Genomic DNA, 20780 nt, shown 5'->3' on the forward strand with positions numbered 1-20780 from the left:
TTGATTTTGGCATGAAAAATACCTCCAAAGTAACAGATTTTTATATTTAATCTGTCTACTTTAGAGGTATCATATCACGGACCGGGGCGGCTATTTTTGTGGCTTATTAGTATCCTTGCCGAATGTGTATCCGGCACAAAAGCAAGTAATGCCAAAACTCATTACTGCAATAAAGTCCAAAATACTCATTGGCTTAGCCCTCCTTTCCGTTTGATTCCCTTCCGGTTTTCTATGTAATCAGAGGGTCACAGTCCCTCTGCCGAAGGACTAACCGCCTACCGTTATGGTAGCGCCCAAATACAATTATATCAGTTGTATTCTTTTTTTACAATTAGTAATCGTCTCTAATTTCTGCTTATCTCAAAAGATAAATTTTCTATTCCCCCAGCGTCAACATAGTATCAATACAAGCCTTCGCCTTCACTCTCACATTCTCATCCAGCTTGATCTCTTCTCCGCCCTGACCGCAGACGCAATTATAGACATCCATCAAGGTTGTCAGTTTCATATTGTGGCATACGCAGTCCTTTGACAGCGGATAAAATTTCTTGTCCGGGCACTCGTACTGAAGATGCTGAACAATGCTGTTCTCTGTTCCGATAATAAATTCTTTGGCATCGCTTTCCTTGGCATATTTCATAATTCCAGTTGTACTTCCGATATAATCTGCCATTGCAGAAACCTCTGGCAGACACTCCGGATGAACCAGTAACTTCGCTTCCTGGTGAGCGCCTCTGGCTTTTTTCACATCTCTTACAGACATTCTAAGATGGGTTGGACATCCCCCGTGAACGAACTTGAACGTTTTTTGCGGAACCTGCTTCTCCACCCATGCGCCAAGGTTGCAGTCCGGGATAAACAGGATCTTGTCATTGTCGATATTGTTCACAATCTTCAACGCAGAAGAAGAAGTTACGCACACATCACAGATTGTTTTCAGTTCGGAAGTGGTATTAATATAAGCCACAACTGTGTAGTCCGGATTGGACTCTTTCAGTGCGGAAAGCATCTCCACATCCAGCTGCTCTGCCATTGGACATCCTGCACCACTGTTGGAAAGGTAAACTGTTTTCTCTGGGGAAAGAATCTTCACAGTCTCGGCCATAAAGCGCACGCCGCACATCAGCACATTTTTCTGCGGAGCCTTAGCCGCCTGCTGGCTCAATCCATAAGAATCACCTGTGTAATCTGCTACCTCCAGAATCTCATGGCTCTGGTATGCATGCGCCAGAATGCAGATATCTTTTTCCTTCTTTAAACGCAGAATTTCATCCTGCAGCTGTCTTGTTGTCATCATAATCGTTTTTCACTCCTGTGTTTTCATTTATTCCGGAACTTTAATTTTCCATGTATGCCCGAATGTGTTCTTAAATATCTTCTTACCCTCATTGGCTGCTAATAGCTCCACTCTTTTCGGACATTTTCTTAGGATTATATTACCTGCCGTCCTCACTGTCAACAAAAAAGTTTACAGCTATCTTGTCAATTGTAAAGTTTAGTGATATACTACAGGGCATGTCGTTCGGAAAATTTGAATCCGCGCGCACAAATGTAATCTTTCACAGAGAAATTTCATAAGCCTGCGCTTCAGATTACTTTTGCAAAATTTCTCTGTACACCAAATTTATCCACGAAAAAAGGACCACCAACTATGAAAACAGACATCCTCATCGCAGGAAGCGGCTGCTCCGGTCTCTACTGTGCCCTCCAGCTTCCCCGCGACAAAAAAATCACCGTCATCACCAAGTCCGACCTTACCAGTAACGATTCCTTTCTCGCCCAGGGCGGCATGTGCATGCTGAAAGAACAGTCCGACTATGACAGCTTTTTTGAAGACACCATGAAAGCCGGACACTACGAAAATGACAAAAAATCCGTAGAGATCATGATTAAAACCTCCCCGGAGGTTGTCAGGGATCTTGTCTCTTACGGTGCCCAGTTCGAGCGAAACGAAGACGGCAGCCTTGCCTACACCAAAGAAGGCGCCCATTCCACCAACCGTATTATTTTCCACGAGGATGTAACCGGAAAAGAGATCACCAGCACCCTGCTCCGCGAAGTCCAGAAGCTTTCCAATGTAGAACTTCTGGAATACACAACCCTGGTTGATATTCTGGAAAAAGACAACCACTGCTACGGCGCTGTGATCCGCCGTCCAGATGGTTCCCTTGACACCGTTACTGCAACCTATACCATTCTGGCCAGCGGAGGAGTAGGTGGACTTTACAGACATTCCACTAACTTCCGCCATCTTACCGGCGACGCACTTGCTATTGCAGGTAAGCATAATATTGAACTGCAGAACCCGGATTACGTGCAGATCCACCCTACCACCTTCTACACCAAACATCCGGAAGACCGCAGCTTTCTGATTTCCGAATCTGTCCGTGGCGAAGGTGCCAGACTTTACGACAAAAACATGAACCGTTTCGTAAACGAGCTGCTGCCCCGTGATCTTCTTTCCCAGAAAATTCACGAACAGATGGCAAAAGACGGCACCGACTTTGTCTGGGAAGACCTGCGCACCATCCCGGCAGAAACTCTTCGCCACCATTTTCCAAACATTGTTGAACACTGCAGGGAAATGGGCTATGATGTTTTCAAGGAATGTATCCCGGTTGTTCCGGCACAGCATTATTTCATGGGCGGCGTAAAAGTGGATTATCAAAGCCGTTCTTCCATGGAAAATCTCTATGTAGTAGGAGAAGCTGCCTGCAACGGTGTCCATGGCAAAAACCGCCTGGCAAGCAACTCCCTGCTGGAAAGCCTTGTTTTCGCAAGACGTGCGGCGCAGGATATGGCAGAGCATGATCTTAAGAATGCTTCACCCCAGAATGCTAGCGAAATTGCTGATTACCTTGCTTCCCACGTAGACTTCACCCCATACCAGGACATTCAGACCCTGGCCGAAACTTATCATCACCTTGCCACACAGGCCATCACCCTTGGCCAGAATCCAGAAGGCAGAAAGGAATTTTTATATGTATGATCAGGTAACTCTCGGATTAAATGTTGATCCGTTCATTTTAAGCGCATTAAAAGAAGATATCACAAGCGAAGACGTATCTACCAACAGCGTTATGCCCAATCCCACTCCAGGCGTTGTAGATCTTATCTGCAAAGAAGATGGAATCATCTGCGGGCTCCAGGTTTTTGAGCGTGTTTTCACACTTCTGGATCCATCCACCAGAGCTGAATTCTATGTAAAAGACGGAGACCACGTAGAAAATAAACAGCTTGTGGGAAAAATTTACGGAGATATCCGTGTGCTCCTTTGCGGAGAAAGAACCGCTCTTAACTATCTCCAGAGAATGAGCGGAATCGCCACCTACACAAGCCAGGTTGCAGCTCTTCTTGAGGGAACCGGGATCAAGCTTCTGGACACCAGAAAAACCACTCCGAATAACCGTATTTTCGAGAAATATTCCGTTCGCGTAGGCGGCGGCAATAACCACCGCTATAATCTTTCCGACGGCGTTCTTCTCAAGGACAATCACATCGGTGCCGCAGGCGGCGTAAAACAGGCCATCTCCATGGCAAAAGCCTACGCTCCTTTTGTCCGCAAAATTGAAATAGAGGTCGAAAACCTGGATATGATAAAAGAGGCAGTAGAAGCTGGTGCGGACATTATCATGCTGGATAATATGACCACTGAACAGCTGAAAGAATCCATCGACTACATTGCCGGACGTGCCGAAATTGAAGTTTCCGGAAATGTAACAAAAGAAAATATTGCCAGACTCACTGGTTTGGGTGTAAATTATGTATCAAGCGGAGCACTTACACATTCCGCTCCTATTATGGATTTATCAATGAAAAATTTACATCCGGTGGAGTAAGCCCTATTCGGCTGAACTCCCCCACCGACAGCAATTATCAGAATGGAAGTCATCTGTTTCCCGCCATCAACACGTCCCAAAACATGTTTGACAAAGGCTCTACACGGTAACAGATAACTTTCATCACAAACCAGCAGACAGGAGATAAAAAATGAAAGGTGAAGAAAGACGAAAACAACTTCTGAATATCCTATCTTCCAGCAATAATCCCGTTTCCGGCGGTACCTTAGCTAAGGAATTAAATGTAAGCCGCCAGATTATTGTCCAGGATATTTCTCTCCTGCGTGCCAACGGAGCCACCATTTTTTCCACCAACAAAGGCTATCTGCTCCAGGAGGACAGGAAATATTCCAGAGTTTTTAAGGTTTATCACACAGATGATCAGGTTGAAGAGGAATTAAGCACCATCGTAGACGCCGGCGGCCAGATTCGCGACGTATTCGTCTACCACAAGGTCTACGGCGTGCTGAAAGCTGACATGGGAATCAAATCCCGCCGCGACATCCGCGCCTACATGGAGGAAATCAGCACCGGCAAATCCAGCCTTCTGAAAAATGTAACCTCCGGCTACCACTACCACACCATCGACGCCGAAAGCGAAGAAATCCTGGATGCCATTCAGGAAGAACTTCAGCAGAAGGGGTTCCTTGCGAAATTACAGGACTACGAGCCCGTGGATTTCTGGGGCGGTCAGGAATAAAAAGCGAAAAAAATTTAAGAACCAGGCTGAGCACAAGTCTCATCCTGGTTCTTGTTATTCCAAAAGAATTTCAATCAACTCTGTTGTATTTAGAATATTTGAAAATATAAGGAAAACGCAATCTGTTACCTTCGTCTGACTATGTTTCTTTCCTGGTAATAGCGTTCCTTGTTCTTATACATTCTTGCATCTGCTTCTTTGGCGATATCATAGATGTTATCCCATTCTTTCTCAGAACTGAAAACATATCCCCATGAGATTGTCATAGAATCCACCAGTTTCCCATGCCATTGTGCAACACTCCGGTCAAAGCTTTCTATTATGCTTTGAAATTCCTTTGTATTTCCGGTGATGATCACAACAAACTCATCTCCTCCGATTCTGTAGACATTTCCATAATTTCCAAAACTTTCCCTCATACAGTCGGCCGCTGCACATATAAGTTCATCGCCTGCAGCATGTCCAAGAGAATCATTTATATGTTTCAGGTTATTAAGATCCATGGAAATATATATCCATTCCTCGCGGAGATCAAGGTTGTTTATCCTTTCTTCGTATGCATGTCGGTTAAAGCATCTTGTAAGTTCATCTGTGTTTGATATGTACAGCAGTTTTTCTTTTTCATATTTTTCTTTCATAACTCTTGAAAGCATGTAGAACATACAGCAGGAAGCCAATACAAGATACACGCCAACTATGAGAACCGCAAAAATATTCCCTTGCCGATAAAAGGAACTGTCTATAGTTACAGCTACAATATAGTCATCATACTGACTGAGTAAACATTTGCAGCGTTTTCCACCTATCCTTATGAGTCGGACATCTGTCTCGCCGCTTTTTTTATCAGATGATACAACAAGCCCTTCCAGTTTCACGCCTATCTGTCTGGAATCCGTAGCACCTTTTACAATTTTGGTCTGGGAGTCTGCCACGAAAATTTCGATTCCCTTATAAACAGGCATATCACTTACTACAGCGGAGATTTCATTTTGCTTTAGTTCTTTAAGCAGACGCTTTGGTTCGATGCCGATCTGGATCATTCTGGTACCGGCTTCGTTCCATGTAATGGCATACATCAGGTTCTTTCCTTCAGCGGTATTCGGAGTAACATCCTGACACATGGTAAGCTTTTTATCTGTAAGCATAGGCTTAAAATATTCCATCTGTTCTCCGGAGTCAAAACTGAAGCCATAGTATTTGGGCAAAGTACCACTGTAGATATATCCGTTTTTATCAAACAGATGAATTTCGTCTACTAATATCAAATCTGCTATTTTCTGCAATTCTTCTACATCATATTCCACCTGTGGTTTTGCATCTATAATATAGGATACAGCCTTTGCTCTTACTATATAATCGTCCTTTAGCGATTTGATGAGTTCATTTTCACTATCATCATTTTTATTGAGCACGGTGATAACACGATCCAGCAGTACTTTTGACATCCTGTATGTATTACTGTCATTGACATACTTTAAAATTCCGGCTTCAAGCAATAATGCAATCGCAATGGTCGCAAACGCTAAAAAAACAAGCTTTTTTTTCTTCATGGATATATTTTATCATAATTTCCATATGTAAACCATACTAATTTACATGAATTTGCGCCCAAAGTAACCCGTTGTTACCGCTCACTAGTGACACATAACAAAAGGCACTTATTATGTAAACCAACTTTTTCACCTAACTTCATTTCAAAAAGGTTGAATATGATAAATTCTTATTGCCACGATCAAAAAATTTGCCTCATCTCGCGCGCATAATTCCCCCATATTTTCACATACTATCCATACACTGCAAAATATGGAAACCCACAAAACAAGCTCTATAGTGTGTTTGAAAAATCATTCCCGCAATCTGCAAGCTCCACTTTGCAGGAGACTTTGCAGAAAGCCTTTTTCAGACGCGCTCTAGAAAAAAAAGGTCAATTGTTTCCCACAATTGCATCATAAAGTACAGGAGGAACAGATAAATGAAAGCCACAGGAATCGTAAGAAGAATAGATGATCTGGGCCGGGTGGTCATCCCAAAAGAAATCCGCCGGACCCTGCGAATCAAAGAAGGTACCCCGCTTGAAATTTTCACCGACCGTGAAGGCGAAATCATTCTGAAAAAATACTCTCCAATCGGAGAGCTTAGCCTTTTTGCAAAAGAATACGCCGAGTCCCTCTCCCAGGCCACCGGCATGCTTTCCTGCATCACCGACCACGACCAGGTAGTAGCTGCTGCCGGTCCGGGAAGTAAGGAATTCATTGGAAAATTGATCAGCAGCCAGCTGGAAGCTGTTATCAATGACAGAGAAGCCAAATGTCTTAGTGCCAGAGACCGTGGCAAAGTCCCTGTAGTAGATGAACAGCCAGCTCCATCCACATCTCAGGTCATCCAGCCCATCATAGCCGCCGGAGATGCTATCGGCAGTGTCATCCTCATGGGAAGAACCGACAAAGACATTCCAAGCACCAGCGAAAAGCTTCTGACTCAGACTGCTGCCGGGTTTCTTGGACGACAGATGGAACAATAATTTTGTTATCGCTGCAGTCAACGTCTCGATAGAGCCTGTTTGAAAAATCATTCCCGCAATCTGCCAGTGAACAGAAACTAAAAAACTGCTGTATCCATTTAAGCCCTCTTCAAAGTCCATTAAATGGTACAGCAGTTTTCGTATTTATATACCTCAACAATCCTGTTCTGTTTTCTCTTCAGATACAGTGCTTCCCTGCGTGCCCTGATCCCGCATCTTCTGCCTCTGCCTGGTAATATCAAAATACTCCGGCGAAATAATCCCACGGGCAACCAGTGCATCAAAAACCTCCTTCTGCGACTGCGTCATCGCCATACCCACAGTTGAATTATAATCTGTAAGCACACATCCTGTCTTCTCGATCATCCAGAACAGTGCCGAATCATTCTCCGGGATCATCTTCCAAATCTCCTTCTCCGGATATGGCAAAAGCGCCATCATGGTCTGAAGATGGCCCTTCTCCTCAATCAATCTGTAATCCCCATCCGGCATAATAACTCCATCTGAGAAATTCGGAATCTGATCAGCTTTCTGCAAAAGCTCCTCTGTAATCTTCACTATAAGTTACCCCCTGTAAATTATTTCTAAACGGACATGCCGCCTGTCGGCGACATCACCATATATGAAAGTCAGCTGTTCCGCGCCTATGGCGCTCCCACAACTGCCGACCTCATTTATTTTTCACAGCACCGCACATGTTTTCCCCTATTATACCATGCCGCTTATATAAGTGCCACCAATTTAAATTTTCTCATTTTCATGAATTAATGAATAACCTCCAATTTTCTGGACACCCTATAAATACAGACAGGTACAACAGCTGTGAACAGAATGTATGTAGAGGTGAAAAGAATATGAGGAAAAACAGAACAGCAAAATTTATTTTCAACGGCGCTCTCCTTGCAGTTATGGCAGTTCTCGGAGTGACCGCTTACCAGGTTGCAAACAAACCAGAACATATTCAGGAAGTGCTTCCATTGGAAAGCACCAAGGAAAGTGACACTGCCAAAACAGATGGAGACAGTTCCACGGATGATTCTTCCCTTGCAGAAGCAGGTACTAACATGGTAGAAGCAGATCTGGACGGAATTTCCGATACCGGAATCCTCGACAGTGAGTCTTTGATAAACGAATCAGATAATTCATCCGCAACAGACATGGCAAGCCTTGACAATACCGTGGACTTAACCAACTCTGCTGACATTAACGATACTGCTGATATTTCCAGCTCCGCTGACATTGGAGAAAGCACCAGCGTAAACGCTCAGGTCTCCCTGCACAAAGGACCGGAAATCAACTTCTCGGAAGATACATTAATGGAGTGGCCGGTAAACGGACATGTTCTCATTGATTACAGCATGGATCAGAGCGTTTACTTTCCAACTCTGGATCAGTATAAACTGAGCCCTGCGATTTCCGTACAGGCAGTGGAAGGTGCACCTGTAGTTTCCGCAGTAAACGGAACCGTATATTCTATTGAAAATAATGCCCAGACTGGCACTACCGTCACCATGGAGCTTGGAAACGGCTACCAGGCAATCTATGGTCAGCTTACTGATCTGGACGTTGCTGAAGGCGATACCGTCACTAAAGGTTCCATCATAGGCTATGTCGCAGCTCCTACCATTTATTACAGCGAAGAAGGCAGTAACCTGTACTTCGCCATGAAAAAAGACGGTGAACCAATCGACCCGATCACGTATCTGCCGTAAAAAAATTCACTCCATGAAATATCAACATTCACAAAAGTAAAAAAACAACGTATAATAAAGCAGGTGGGAAAATCCGCAGTCGGTACCTAAATCCTACCTGCTTTTTTCCAGTCCTTCCAGGCAGCTAAGAGCCCGGGACCCGCCATAGCAACCATTCTGACACGCTCTAGAGCATGTTTGAAAAAGGTTCTAGTATTCTTTAGGACTGCAAATAATATACCAGCTTACCGATTGCTTTTTATAAAAATAAGGAGCATTGTCAGCCAGTTAACAGCATGACGATACTCCTTTACATAAATATTTATTTAATTCCTAAACGGACATGTCGCCTGTCGGCGATATCACCATATATGAAAGTCAGCTGTTCCGCGCCTATAGCGCTCCCACAGCTGCCGTCCGGGACTTTCATAGTAAAACATTAAGAAATTTCACCTTACAGCCAAAAAAGGAGCCCCATGAATTACACCTACATCGTCCAGTGCGCCGACGGTACTCTTTACACCGGATGGACAAACTGTCTGGAAAAGCGCCTGAAAGCCCACAACAGCGGCAAAAACGGAGCCAAATACACAAAAACCAAACGTCCGGTAACCCTTGTCTACTACGAAGGCTACGCCACCAAAGAAGAAGCCATGAGCCGGGAATATGCAATCAAACAATTAACCCGGGCAAAAAAATTAGCTCTGATGGAATTTTAGAGGAGATCACAGTTCCTTCTAAATATTAAAAATTATTAAAAAACTTCGTCTAAAATATTTGTTACAGGTAACTTCATTACTAATATTTTACCTTACCATATCATCAAATCGGCATATTCGCCACAAAACAATACATCACAATAAAATGACACGCGCTTCCCAGCATAATAAATACGTGGAAAATCTCATGTGACCCAAAATTCTTATGTTTCGCATTAAAGATGGGAAGCTTCAATGCATAGATCACACCGCCAATCGTATAAATAATCCCCCCCGCCAGCAGCCAGCCAAATCCAGCCTTAGGCAATGCATGAATAATTGGCATGAACGCAAGCACACACAACCAGCCCATTCCAATATACAGCACAGAAGAAATCCATTTCGGACAAGTCACCCAGAATGCCTTAAATACAATTCCCAGAATTGCTGTCGCCCACACAAGTGCGCAAAGTATATATCCAATCTTGTTATGAAGAACAATCAGGCACACCGGCGTATAGCTTCCCGCGATCATTACAAAGATCATCATATGATCCAGCTTCTTCAGTCTGCGGTTCACCTTCGCCGTAGAATCAACGGAATGATAAAGAGTACTTGCCGCATAAAGCAGCATCATCGTAAGAATAAACACTCCCAGTGCCACAATATGAATATGATCGCTCCACTCTGACGAGCGAATCAATAAAGGCGCTGCTCCCACTGCTGCCAGAAGAAAAGCAATCCCATGTGTAATCGCACTTCCCGGATCTTTTAATTTAAATTTCATGATAGCACCTCCTAAAACTTTTCCAAAGTAACTTTTCCAGAAATCAGTCTGGTTCCTAGGTTTATAATGTTTCGCAAACTTTATCATGTAGTTTTAATTACTACATCATAAAGTATGTGTTATACTATAACACTTTTTTTGAAAAATGCAAGGGGTTTTACAAAACTTTTATAATAAAAGTAATTTTTTGACTTTCAGCAACATTTTTCACCTTCCCATCTCCATCACCACCTCAACCTCCATCTCCGGAAAATATGTCTCCAATATCTCCTCCCAGCTACTCCCTTTCTTCGCCATCTCATTCCCCCCATACTGGGAAAATCCAAGCCCATGTCCTTTTCCTTTACATAAAAAGCGTACCATTTTTCCTACTTTCTGCACGGAAAAATCTGCGGAAGCCAGATGCATGCCCTGGCGAAAAGTCTCACCCTCAAGCCAGTTTCCATCAGCTGTCAGCGCAGTCACATAACCGGCACTATCTCGCTTTTTGACCATCAGCTTCGCAGGAAGCTGACTGGCAGGCACATATGCACTGTTTACATAGCCTGGAGCCTCCCTGTCCTGACTGCTTTCCACTGATTTCAGATAGCCATATTCTGCACTGTGAAAAACTTCTGTCCCATCCCTGGTTTTACCGCTGCTGATCTCATGATACGGAACTAATTTCAGCTTTCCATTATATGTAAGAACCTGCCCGGCCGTTGCCTCTGCCGCTGCTCCATACTGCTGCAGCTTATCCACCGCACTCAGTAATTTCCAAACGCCTCCATATCCAACAACAAAACTCCTGCCACTATTTAATTCTGCTATTCGGAAGGATAACACCTCTTCATCTTCTGTCGCAGCTGTCATTTGCTCAACTCTTCTTTCCCTGTTTTTCCCTGCGATACTTTCACTTACTTCATCCAGAATTTCTCCTTCACTTTCCCCCTCCTCCAGCCGCCTGTACACCTCCGACCTTGCAATCACCGCCTGAGCTTTCACCGCTTCCTCCGCATAATCCCCTTTCATCTGTACCATCAACATCAGCGGAACCATATCCTCCACCCCCGGAGAATGCAGTAAAAGTGCTTTATCCGCCCCATTCAAGGCGATTGTACACATATACGGCAATAATAAAATGAATGGAATAAACAGCCCTGAAGAATAAAAGCTCCGAAACCATTTTCTCATATATTTCCTGCACTTTGCCATTGCTTAAAAATAATCGGCATACCTGATGTTCCCGGTTTCAGGAATCTTTCTCGCTTTGCCGCATAAGCAACAGCTCTCCTGACTCTCTCATTTCTCCCTATTATATGCACAATTGCAAAAACTTATTAACCGTAGTATACTGTACCCATTGTTGCGCAGACACGGTAACAAAGCGTGTAACTGCTAATTTTCAAAGTAAATATAACGGAGGTTTTTCTATGGCCGCACTCTTTCTCGCACCCCTATACATCTTGATCAATGCATACGTTGTCCGTTGGATGATACGATGGATGGGCGCCTGTCACAGACTTTTTCAGACAATGGCATTTCGCGCTTCCTTTATAGGAGTTTACATAATATTAGCAACAGCCCTGCTCACCGGCTTTCTCATCAAAAAGCCGGCCAACCTGCACCGTATTCTCAAGCATACAGGTAACTATTTTCTCGGAACTTTCATCTATATTCTGCTGGTAATCGCTGTCGTTGATTTTGGCCGTCTGATACTGAAATACATATTCCATGCCCCGTTTATCGGGCACCGCAGCACTTTCGTCATCACAGGCCTGATCTGCACCATACTGATCATCAGCCTCAGTGTTTACGGAATCCTTCATGTAACCCATGTGAAAACTACACCTTATGAGATAAACGTTGAAAAAACAGTTGACGGCATGGATTCCCTGAAAATAGTCCTTCTCGCTGATACCCATTTCGGCTACAGCATGGGAACCGCCCAGGCAAAACGAATTGTGAAAAAGATCAATACTGAAAATCCAGATGTAGTCTGTATCGCAGGTGATATTTTCGATAATGAATATGACGCCATTTCCAAACCAGATAAATTAAAAGAAATTTTAAAAGGAATTAAGTCCAAATATGGAGTTTACGCCTGCTGGGGCAATCACGACCTGAACGAACCAATCCTGGCAGGTTTCACCTTCAACGGAACAGAAGATAACTACAACGATCCCAGAATGGAAGAATTTCTTACAGACGCAGGAATTCACCTGCTAGACGATGAATCTGTTCTGATCGACAACAAATTTTATATTGTCGGCCGCCGGGATGCCTCCCGCTGTGAAAAAGTAGAAGGCTCCAGAGCCACTCCGGCCCAGCTTACCGAATCGCTGGACCAGGGAAAACCAATTATTTTCATTGACCATCAGCCAAAAGAATTGGACGAGACAGCAGCTGCCGGTGTTGACCTTGACCTTTGTGGTCACACCCATGACGGCCAGATTTTCCCCGGAAACCTGATTATCCATCTATTCTGGGAAAATTCCTGTGGCTACCTTCGAAAAGGAAATATGCACAACATTGTCACTTCCGGAGCCGGAATCTGGGGGCCGAACATGAGAGTCGGCACCAACAGCGAAATCTGTCCGATTACAGTTCATTTTAACAATTAATGTAACTTTTCCGCAGATACTATACCGCGAGATGTTTTCGTGAACATAGTTCACAGTTACATTAAATCAACCGATTATGCCCCTACGGACTGCCTCTGCACACCCATCGTTCCATGCAAGGCAGTCCCTTCTCATGTGAAACATCCCGTATCCGATTTCCCCTTCTTCCTCGCAGCCCAGCCCTTTCCACTAAAGCCTGTCCACGCTTCACCACATCTATTCCTTCCAGCATCTTTCCCTGGAAAAATCTTCCCACTATACCTTTTTCATATATTCCATGTGCTTCATGCGCGCCCAACTCCCAGCCAGTCACCACACTCAGCCATCCATTCATCCTTACAGCCAGTCCGCCGATTCCACCAATCAGTCCCTTTATTCCCTGCATACCCCGTCCATTTTCACCCATCACTCCCATGAAAAAGCAAGTCACCACAGTCATCACCATATTGAAACGTTCTTTCAAACTGAATTTATTTTCCCGGTTGAAATATTTTTTCAATAATCTCATAAAGGTCCTCCTTCTTGTCATGCCTGTCCAAAATCCAAAAGCTCATCACCGCCGCTGTCTCCTAATGCAATTAACTTTGTACCATTTCAGGCACTTTTTCTGCCTCCGGCAGACTGCACGAACAGCTAACAGCAAACAGCCGCCAGAATATGCCTGAAAAAACTCATCTGCGAACTGCGCACTTTTCATGATTGTGCAGGGTCTAGAGCATGTTTGAAAAGGGCTTTCTGCAAGATGTGCGTCACAATTTGTGGGAGATTTTGCCCGGATGAGGGCACCGTAGCGGGCTACGGCAACCGAATTCGGGTGAAATATACCGCAAAGTGGGGCGTGCAGATTGCGGGAATGATTTTTCAAACAGACTCTAGTTATATTTATGTCTGCCAATACAACCTATAGAACCATTTTTTATAAATTTTCCCTATTTCACACCTTATTGACACACTTGTCCCCCACTGCTACAATAACCCTAACAACAACTTTTACCGCTTTCCCAAAGAAAGGAGCACCTTATGGCAAAAGAACAGATTGCAGTTGCAGAACTGATTACAAACATTATCCTGGGAAAAACGGACGGAGCCAGCCGGGTAGATTTCTTCCCGCAAAAGCCTAAATTTCCATTTGACAAACCATACGAGCAGCCATTTCCCCGCGCCACGCCGGAGAGTCAGGGTATTTCCTCTGACATGCTGGCCGACCTGCTGCGGGATCTGGACACTTCACACTATACAGATATGCACCATTTCATGGTTCTCCGAAATGGAAAGGTCATCTGCGAGGCCAATTTCGCCCCCTACCGCAGCCGAATCTGGCATGTGACCCATTCCATGTGCAAAAGCATCACCGGCATGGCAATTGGTCTTCTGGTAGAGGAAGGCAAGCTTTCCCTGGACGAGAACATTTACGACATTTTCCAGAAAAAGCTGAACACCTTTAACAAGATTTTCCGCCCTAAAGTCACTGTAGAAAATCTTCTCACAATGACCAGCGGCGTCACTTTCAACGAATCCGGGATCGTCTCTGGAAACGACTGGCTCACCAGCTACCTGAATTCTTCCATCACCGGCACCCCCGGGGAAAATTTCCAGTACAACAGCCTGAATACCTACGTTCTGTCCGCCATCGTCACGGAACGCACCGGCCAGTCACTTACCGAGTACCTGGAACCACGGCTTTTTGCTCCCCTTGGAATCACCCGCTATTTCTGGGAAACCTGCCCTAAAGGCATTACCAAGGGCGGCTGGGGACTTTTCCTCTGCACTGAGGACATGGCTAAATTAGGTCAGCTTTATCTTCAGAAGGGTAAATGGAACGATCAGCAGATTATCCCGGAATTCTGGGTTGAAGTCTCCACTGCTAAGCATAAGGAAAGCATCGAAGGTACTTTCGGCTATGGCTACCAGCTGTGGATGGAGGCTCGCCCGGGCAGCTTTGAATTCAATGGAATGCTTGGTCAGAATGTGATCGTTTACCCTGACATGAACATGGTTGTAGTCACAAATGCCGGAAATAACGAACTTTTCCAGAACTGCGTCATGCTGAACATTATCCGCAAGCACTTTCCGCGCAACTTTCATCCTGCAGATATTCTGCCTGAAAACCCATGCGCCCAGACACTCCTGAACCGCCTGACTGCAGAGCTTGAAAACGGCATTCAAGCACCTCAGACACTTCCTTCTCTCCGAAAGGGCGGCTGGAAAAAGAATCCGCCCGGACTCCGCCGCAGCACCAATACACGACCTAATACCTGGAATTACGTGAAAGGACTTCCTGCGCCGAATCCTTACCAGTTCACCCAACAGCTTAATGGCAAAGTTTTTGAACTTTCTCCACAGAGCATTGGTCTTTTCCCGCTGTTTATCCAGATTTTCCACAATAATATGACGGAAGGTGTGCAAAAGATTTCATTCTCCTGTGAAAAAGGCAATTTCTCCGTAAACTTTCTGGAATCCGGCGAATGGCATAACATCCCGACAGGACTTGGAAAATTCAAAGAATCCTGGCTTACCCTCCACGAGGAAAGCTATCTGATTGCAGCCTCCGGAGAATTCACTACAGATGAAAACGGAACCGCCGTCCTGAAGCTGGACTTCACCTTCCTTGAAGAATGTGTTCGAAGAAAAATCAACATTTTCTTCCTTCCCGAAGATGAAATTCTCATCCGCTGGTACGAAACACCAGGCAAAGGCATGATCATGGAAGGCCTGGAATCCATCACCGAAGAAATCTCCAACAACTTTCTCTATGGAGCCTTCAAGGGCACAGGCGGCCTGGAGCTCCTTCACAGGGTAATGGAACAGACTATTGAACCGGTTTCGCATGGGTATCTGGTGACACCTGCTGAAGTGGCTCCGGAACAGAGATCAGTTTCATTCTTAAATGAATCAGATTGCGGAGAACTTTCAGCAGAACCCAGTGAAACAACGACCACTTCCTATTCTGCAGAAAGTTTGTAATGCACCATATATCGCACTTTAATAGAAAGAAAATTTTTTACGACCAAATATGCGGTCAATCAGGAGGTACCCCATGATTTCCCAGGAAAAACGCTTAATCATCACCTTTCGCTGCACCACTGACGCCATCGCCATGGAGAAATCCTGCAAAGCCACTGGTGCTCCAGGAAGACTGATTCCGGTTCCAAGAAGTATCTCTGCCAGCTGCGGACTTTCCTGGTGTGCGCCCCCCACAAGCCGCACTGCCCTTGAGAAACTACTTCAGGAGCAAGACCTGGATCCTGAGGGCATATATGAGTGTATAATTTAATTATTAAACAGGCTCTAATGCAGTACAAATTAATTTTCAGCATTACTTACGCAATATATTAAAAATTTACTGTGTCAGAGTATCCATTACTTAATATATGCTGTATTATAGAGTCTGTTAAAAAATGTCAATTAAAAAAATACAATATAGATAGTAGGAGAAATTACACATGGAAAACAAAACATTTGATGCGAGAGGAATGGCCTGCCCACTCCCAGTTGTAAACGCAAAGAAAGAATCCGAAGAAATGACAAATGGCGGTACCCTTATCATTCTCGTTGACAATGAAATTGCCGTCCAGAACCTTACCAAATTTGGCAACAGCAAAGGCTTTACAGTCTCTTCTGAGAAAAAAACAGAGAAAGATTTCACCGTAACCTTCCAGATTCCGGAAAACAGCACAACCTCAACACCAGCAGCTGAATCCGCCGCTCCCGCCTGCACCCCGGATTCCAAGAAACATGGTCTTGTAGCCGTCCTTTCCGCCAATACCATGGGAAATGGTGAAGAACAGCTTGGAAAGATTCTTATGAAATCCTTCATTTTCGCTCTCACCAAACAGGATCAGCTCCCAGAGATCATTCTGTGCTACAACTCCGGAGCATCCCTTACCTGCGAAGACTCCGATTCCCTGGAAGATCTGAAATCTTTAGAAGCAGAAGGAGTAAAAATCCTCACCTGCGGTACCTGCCTTGACTTCTACGGCCTGAAAGAAAGCCTGGCAGTCGGCAGCGTTACCAACATGTACGAAATCGTAGAAATTATGGAAAACGCAGGCACTATCATACGTCCATAATGCTTTGACACATTAAAAAAGTACTCAAAAATTCCGTCCGATATCCATGAATGAACCATGCTTGCATAAGCGAATTCATGGATAACGGATGGGACTTTCATAGCAAATAACTTCTAAATAAATAAAATCCACGCTTTAAAATCAACTCAATTTTCTTTGTAATCAAATTTTGATTTAAAGAAAATAAAAAGATAAAAGCGTGGATTTCATTTTTATCTGAGACACATTTGAGACATCTTGTTTTCAATGGGACATTTACTCACGATTACTTGGTGTTATTTAGGAGTTATAAAAAAAGACCGGAAACCCTTACAAATAAAGGATTTCCGGCATTCTGTGAAGTGAAGCATCGGGGATTCGAACCCCGGACAACTTGATTAAAAGTCAAGTGCTCTACCAACTGAGCTAATGCTCCATGTTAAATTTGTCATATATTTCACATCTTAAACGCCAAGTTTTTTCCTAAACAACCTTCGGCATTTAAAATGCCCAGAGCCGGAATCGAACCAGCGACACGAGGATTTTCAGTCCTCTGCTCTACCAACTGAGCTATCTGGGCATAAGTAGCGGGAATAGGATTTGAACCTATGACCTTCGGGTTATGAGCCCGACGAGCTTCCAGACTGCTCCATCCCGCGATATATTCTTTTAAAACCAAAAGCCGATGATCGGACTCGAACCGATAACCTGCTGATTACAAATCAGCTGCTCTGCCAATTGAGCCACATCGGCACGTAACCACTGGCTACAACAGATGAATTATATTCATCAAATGGATGGAGAAGGATTCGAACCTTCGAAGGCATCGCCAGCAGATTTACAGTCTGTCCCCTTTGGCCACTCGGGAATCCATCCGTGAACGAATTTATTATATACAAAGAAGAAAGTTTTTGCAAGATATTTTTTCGGTTTTTTGGATATTTTGTGTGCCAGAGCGTGTTTGAAAAAGCATTCCCGCAATCTGCACGCCCCACTTTGCAGTATATTTTGCTCGAATTCAGTTGCCATAGCCCGCTACGGTGCCCTCATCCGGGCAAAATCTTCCACAAATTGTGACGCACATCTTGCAGAAAGCCTTTTTCAAACACGCTCCAGGTGAATGAAAAAAGAATCAATAACTCATTTTTTTTGCAAAGAGGTAGACGAATGGGGAAAAATCTGCTAAACTACAGACAATGGAAATAGTTAAGGTGTTTCCAAAGATAGGAGGAATTTTATCATGTATGAGTTAGTTAATGCAACAGAAATGCTGAAAAAAGCAAAAGCTGGACATTATGCAGTAGGTCAGTTCAATATCAACAACCTTGAGTGGACAAAGGCTATTCTGCTTACAGCACAGGAACTGAATTCCCCGGTTATTCTGGGCGTTTCCGAAGGCGCTGGTAAGTACATGGCTGGTTATAAGACCGTTGTTGGAATGGTTAAAGGTATGATGGAAGAGCAGAAGATCACTGTTCCGGTTGCACTTCACCTGGATCACGGTTCATATGAAGGATGCCTGAAATGTGTTGAGGCTGGATTCTCATCCATCATGTTCGACGGTTCTCATTACCCGATCGAAGAGAACGTTGCTAAGACTAAAGAACTGGTTAAGATCACAAGAGAGCATGGAATGTCCTTAGAGGCAGAGGTTGGCTCCATCGGTGGTGAGGAAGATGGCGTTATCGGTATGGGCGAGTGCGCAGATCCTAAGGAATGCAAGATGATCGCTGATCTTGGTATCGATTTCCTGGCAGCAGGTATTGGTAACATTCATGGTAAATATCCAGCTAACTGGAAGGGCTTAAGCTTTGAGACTCTGGATGCAATCCAGCAGCTTACAGGTGATATGCCGTTAGTACTTCACGGTGGTACAGGTATTCCTACAGACATGATCAAGAAAGCTATCGACCTTGGAGTTTCCAAGATCAATGTTAACACAGAGTGCCAGCTTTCTTTTGCAGAAGCTACACGTAAATACATCGAGGAAGGCAAAGATCAGCAGGGTAAAGGATATGACCCACGTAAGCTTCTTGCACCTGGCTTCGATGCAATCAAGGCTACTGTTAAAGAGAAAATGGAAATCTTCGGATCCGTTGGAAAAGCCTGAATATGATTTTTCTCCGCACATGCGGAAAGAGAAAGGGGACTGCGCAAGCAGTCCTCTTTTGCATATATGAGATGTTTCACAGACTGCTTTTTCCAATAGGTTCTGGCTTGTGACCCGAATTATTATTCAAAGTCTGGATCTGATAAAAATTGTAATGTTTTGTACAAGTTGCGACAAAATGTCCATATTCAAATATCACTCTCTAAAAAAATGAACATGTTTCTTGATTTTTTATCATGGTTTTTTAACAGAAAAATCAGTATTATATAAACATCTTAAGAAACGGTTCTCAAAGAAAAGGAGAGTAAAATTATGAAGATGAGAAAAATCGCAGCAATGGGACTTAGCGCAGTTATGGCAGCTTCTATGGTACCGGCATTACCGGTTATGGCTGATGATGCAGCTGGAAAGGTTTACTACTTAAACTTCAAACCAGAGCAGGATGAAGCATGGCAGAACCTGGCAGCAAAATATACAGAAGAGACAGGCGTTCCGGTAACAGTTGTTACAGCAGCTTCCGGACAGTATGAGACCACACTTCAGTCTGAGATGGCTAAGAGCGATGCTCCTACACTTTTCCAGGTAAATGGACCAGTAGGACTTAAGAACTGGAAGGATTATTGCTATGATCTGTCCGGATCTGATATCTACTCACAGCTTACATCTGATGCTTACACTGTAAAAGACGGTGATGCAGTTGATGGTATTGCATACGTAATCGAGTCCTATGGACTGATCGTAAACAAAACCTTACTGGAAAAAGCAGGCTACACAGTAGATGACATCAAGAGCTTTGATGATCTGAAGAAGGTTGCGGATGACATCCAGGCAAGAAAAGATGAGCTTGGAGTGAAAGGTGCTTTCACAAGCGCTGGTATGGACGGATCCTCTGACTGGAGATTCAAAACACACCTTGCAAACCTTCCAATCTACTATGAGTATCAGGCAGATGGCATCGATGATACAGATGCAATCAAGGGAACATACCTTGATAACTATAAGAACGTATTTGATCTTTATATTACAGATTCTACCTGCGATGGAGCAGAGCTTTCTGCTAAGACAGCAGATGACTCCCGTAACGAGTTCATCAACGGAGATGCAGTATTCTATCAGAATGGTTCCTGGGAATATGGCGAACTGTCCAAGACATACAGTGATGACGAGTTGGCTATGATCCCGATTTACTTCGGTGTTGATGATGAGAATGAAGGCCTTGCAACCGGTACAGAGAACTTCTGGTGTGTAAACAAAGAAGCTTCCGAGGAAGATATTCAGGCAACACTTGATTTCATGAACTGGTGTGTAACTTCTGAGGATGGAACAAAGGCTATGTCAGAAGATATGGGCTTCACAATTCCTTTCAAAACAGCACAGGAATCCACAAACGTATTTGTAAAACAGGATGCAGAGTATACAGCAGCTGGTCTTACACCTGTATCATGGAACTTCACAACAATGCCATCTGAAGAGTGGAAGAACGGTCTTGGTACAGCACTTACATTATATGCAGCAGGAAGCGGTTCCTGGGATGATGTAGTTTCCGCATTCGTTGACAATTGGGCAACTGAGAAAGCTCTTTCCGAATAATCGTAACAGGTAATAAATTTCTTTCCAACAGCATATAATATGTCCGGAAGAAATTCAGGACATAATATAGAATGGTGAACAGGGTGGGGAGGCGAAATACAGCCTCCCCATTTTAATGGGAAAATGATGTAATGTTTTGGGGTGGCGGATAACCTTCCGCAAAGGTGTCATAACAGGAAAAGGAGGAGTGAA

Annotated in this window: 21 protein-coding genes, 5 tRNA genes and 2 pseudogenes; 14 read left to right on the forward strand and 14 right to left on the reverse strand. The window is 44.0% G+C overall.

The features are described from left to right. Positions 1-376: 376 nt before the first annotated feature. Positions 377-1294, reverse strand: a complete 918-nt coding sequence (gene nadA / locus I2D69_RS07070; RefSeq protein WP_195379690.1) for a quinolinate synthase NadA — start codon at positions 1292-1294, stop codon at positions 377-379. Positions 1295-1651: 357 nt separating this feature from the next. Between nadA and I2D69_RS07075 the strand changes: the two genes are divergently transcribed. The 3 genes from I2D69_RS07075 (at position 1652) to I2D69_RS07085 (ending at position 4539) form a co-directional block, all read left to right on the forward strand. Continuing rightward, entirely contained in the window at positions 1652-2989 is a 1338-nt protein-coding gene (locus tag I2D69_RS07075; RefSeq protein WP_195379660.1) for an L-aspartate oxidase, read from the forward strand. Further along, positions 2982-3839: a carboxylating nicotinate-nucleotide diphosphorylase gene (gene nadC, locus I2D69_RS07080; RefSeq protein ID WP_195379661.1), complete on the forward strand. Its 858-nt coding sequence runs from the start codon at positions 2982-2984 to the stop codon at positions 3837-3839. The genes I2D69_RS07075 and nadC overlap by 8 nt, the downstream gene beginning before the upstream one ends. 151 nt (positions 3840-3990) lie before the next feature. Further along, complete coding sequence (locus I2D69_RS07085) at positions 3991-4539, forward strand: transcription repressor NadR (protein WP_173717472.1); 549 nt, start codon at positions 3991-3993, stop codon at positions 4537-4539. A gap of 125 nt (positions 4540-4664) precedes the next feature. On the opposite strand, the gene I2D69_RS07090 is transcribed toward I2D69_RS07085, so the two are convergent. Continuing rightward, a complete protein-coding gene (locus I2D69_RS07090; protein ID WP_195379662.1) occupies positions 4665-6089 on the reverse strand; it encodes a GGDEF domain-containing protein in 1425 nt (474 codons plus the stop codon). 422 nt (positions 6090-6511) lie between these two features. Here I2D69_RS07090 and spoVT point away from each other — a divergent pair, with 422 nt between their 5' ends. Beyond that, a complete protein-coding gene (spoVT, locus tag I2D69_RS07095; RefSeq protein WP_195379663.1) occupies positions 6512-7060 on the forward strand; it encodes a stage V sporulation protein T in 549 nt (182 codons plus the stop codon). A 153-nt stretch (positions 7061-7213) separates the two neighbouring features. Here the strand turns inward: spoVT and I2D69_RS07100 are convergent, their stop codons facing one another. Further along, the gene (locus I2D69_RS07100) at positions 7214-7618 is read right to left on the reverse strand and encodes a hypothetical protein (RefSeq protein ID WP_148463438.1); all 405 of its coding nucleotides are present in this window, start codon (positions 7616-7618) and stop codon (positions 7214-7216) included. Positions 7619-7914: 296 nt separating this feature from the next. Between I2D69_RS07100 and I2D69_RS07105 the strand changes: the two genes are divergently transcribed. Continuing rightward, positions 7915-8772 carry a M23 family metallopeptidase gene (locus tag I2D69_RS07105; protein ID WP_195379664.1) on the forward strand — a complete coding sequence of 286 codons (858 nt, stop codon included), beginning with the start codon at positions 7915-7917 and terminating at the stop codon, positions 8770-8772. Between the two features lie 455 nt (positions 8773-9227). Beyond that, positions 9228-9470 (forward strand): GIY-YIG nuclease family protein, encoded by a 243-nt coding sequence (locus I2D69_RS07110; protein ID WP_148463437.1) that lies wholly within the window; start codon positions 9228-9230, stop codon positions 9468-9470. A 103-nt stretch (positions 9471-9573) separates the two neighbouring features. Here I2D69_RS07110 and I2D69_RS07115 read toward each other — a convergent pair whose 3' ends face one another. From I2D69_RS07115 to I2D69_RS20875, 3 genes are all read right to left on the reverse strand, one after another. After that, positions 9574-10236, reverse strand: coding sequence for a hemolysin III family protein (locus tag I2D69_RS07115; RefSeq protein ID WP_118583187.1), 663 nt, complete (start codon positions 10234-10236; stop codon positions 9574-9576). A 207-nt stretch (positions 10237-10443) separates the two neighbouring features. Continuing rightward, a complete protein-coding gene (locus I2D69_RS07120; RefSeq protein ID WP_195379665.1) occupies positions 10444-11409 on the reverse strand; it encodes a SpoIID/LytB domain-containing protein in 966 nt (321 codons plus the stop codon). A 380-nt stretch (positions 11410-11789) separates the two neighbouring features. Next, a complete protein-coding gene (locus tag I2D69_RS20875; protein WP_313720459.1) occupies positions 11790-12053 on the reverse strand; it encodes a hypothetical protein in 264 nt (87 codons plus the stop codon). Between I2D69_RS20875 and I2D69_RS07125 the strand changes: the two genes are divergently transcribed. Beyond that, entirely contained in the window at positions 12054-12839 is a 786-nt protein-coding gene (locus I2D69_RS07125; RefSeq protein WP_330604916.1) for a metallophosphoesterase, read from the forward strand. A gap of 82 nt (positions 12840-12921) precedes the next feature. Here the strand turns inward: I2D69_RS07125 and I2D69_RS07130 are convergent, their stop codons facing one another. After that, positions 12922-13347 (reverse strand): hypothetical protein, encoded by a 426-nt coding sequence (locus tag I2D69_RS07130; protein ID WP_173736484.1) that lies wholly within the window; start codon positions 13345-13347, stop codon positions 12922-12924. Positions 13348-13392: 45 nt separating this feature from the next. Next, positions 13393-13662, reverse strand: coding sequence for a DUF6783 domain-containing protein (locus tag I2D69_RS20880; RefSeq protein ID WP_308768452.1), 270 nt, complete (start codon positions 13660-13662; stop codon positions 13393-13395). Here I2D69_RS20880 and I2D69_RS20885 point away from each other — a divergent pair. From I2D69_RS20885 to yedF, 4 genes are all read left to right on the forward strand, one after another. Then, positions 13594-13746, forward strand: a complete 153-nt coding sequence (locus I2D69_RS20885; protein ID WP_347708386.1) for a DUF6783 domain-containing protein — start codon at positions 13594-13596, stop codon at positions 13744-13746. The genes I2D69_RS20880 and I2D69_RS20885 overlap by 69 nt on opposite strands. A 113-nt stretch (positions 13747-13859) precedes the next feature. After that, entirely contained in the window at positions 13860-15803 is a 1944-nt protein-coding gene (locus I2D69_RS07135; RefSeq protein ID WP_148463432.1) for a serine hydrolase, read from the forward strand. A 73-nt stretch (positions 15804-15876) separates the two neighbouring features. Continuing rightward, entirely contained in the window at positions 15877-16113 is a 237-nt protein-coding gene (locus tag I2D69_RS07140; RefSeq protein WP_118583176.1) for a DUF3343 domain-containing protein, read from the forward strand. A gap of 169 nt (positions 16114-16282) precedes the next feature. After that, positions 16283-16909: a sulfurtransferase-like selenium metabolism protein YedF gene (gene yedF, locus I2D69_RS07145; RefSeq protein ID WP_148463431.1), complete on the forward strand. Its 627-nt coding sequence runs from the start codon at positions 16283-16285 to the stop codon at positions 16907-16909. A gap of 342 nt (positions 16910-17251) precedes the next feature. On the opposite strand, the gene I2D69_RS07150 is transcribed toward yedF, so the two are convergent. The 6 genes and pseudogenes from I2D69_RS07150 to I2D69_RS20890 all read right to left on the reverse strand — a co-directional run. Beyond that, positions 17252-17324: transfer RNA gene (locus tag I2D69_RS07150), tRNA-Lys, on the reverse strand. A gap of 71 nt (positions 17325-17395) precedes the next feature. Continuing rightward, positions 17396-17468: transfer RNA gene (locus I2D69_RS07155), tRNA-Phe, on the reverse strand. 5 nt (positions 17469-17473) lie between these two features. Then, positions 17474-17547: transfer RNA gene (locus I2D69_RS07160), tRNA-Met, on the reverse strand. Between the two features lie 21 nt (positions 17548-17568). Then, positions 17569-17641 (reverse strand) — tRNA-Thr (locus I2D69_RS07165). A gap of 41 nt (positions 17642-17682) precedes the next feature. Next, a tRNA-Tyr gene (locus I2D69_RS07170) sits at positions 17683-17764 on the reverse strand. 13 nt (positions 17765-17777) lie between these two features. Continuing rightward, positions 17778-17933 (reverse strand): annotated as a pseudogene (locus I2D69_RS20890) (DUF6783 domain-containing protein); the annotation flags it as partial. Here I2D69_RS20890 and I2D69_RS20895 point away from each other — a divergent pair. The 3 genes and pseudogenes from I2D69_RS20895 to I2D69_RS07180 form a co-directional block, all read left to right on the forward strand. Next, a pseudogene (locus I2D69_RS20895) lies at positions 17910-18008 on the forward strand (DUF6783 domain-containing protein); the annotation flags it as partial. The pseudogenes I2D69_RS20890 and I2D69_RS20895 sit on opposite strands and share 24 nt — an antisense overlap. A 120-nt stretch (positions 18009-18128) precedes the next feature. Continuing rightward, entirely contained in the window at positions 18129-18998 is an 870-nt protein-coding gene (gene fba, locus I2D69_RS07175; RefSeq protein WP_118581582.1) for a class II fructose-1,6-bisphosphate aldolase, read from the forward strand. 312 nt (positions 18999-19310) lie between these two features. Next, complete coding sequence (locus I2D69_RS07180) at positions 19311-20588, forward strand: ABC transporter substrate-binding protein (RefSeq protein ID WP_118581585.1); 1278 nt, start codon at positions 19311-19313, stop codon at positions 20586-20588. Positions 20589-20780: the final 192 nt, after the last annotated feature.

The organism is Ruminococcus sp. D54t1_190329_F1 (assembly GCF_015551645.1).
Lineage (GTDB): Bacteria > Bacillota > Clostridia > Lachnospirales > Lachnospiraceae > Blautia_A > Blautia_A faecis.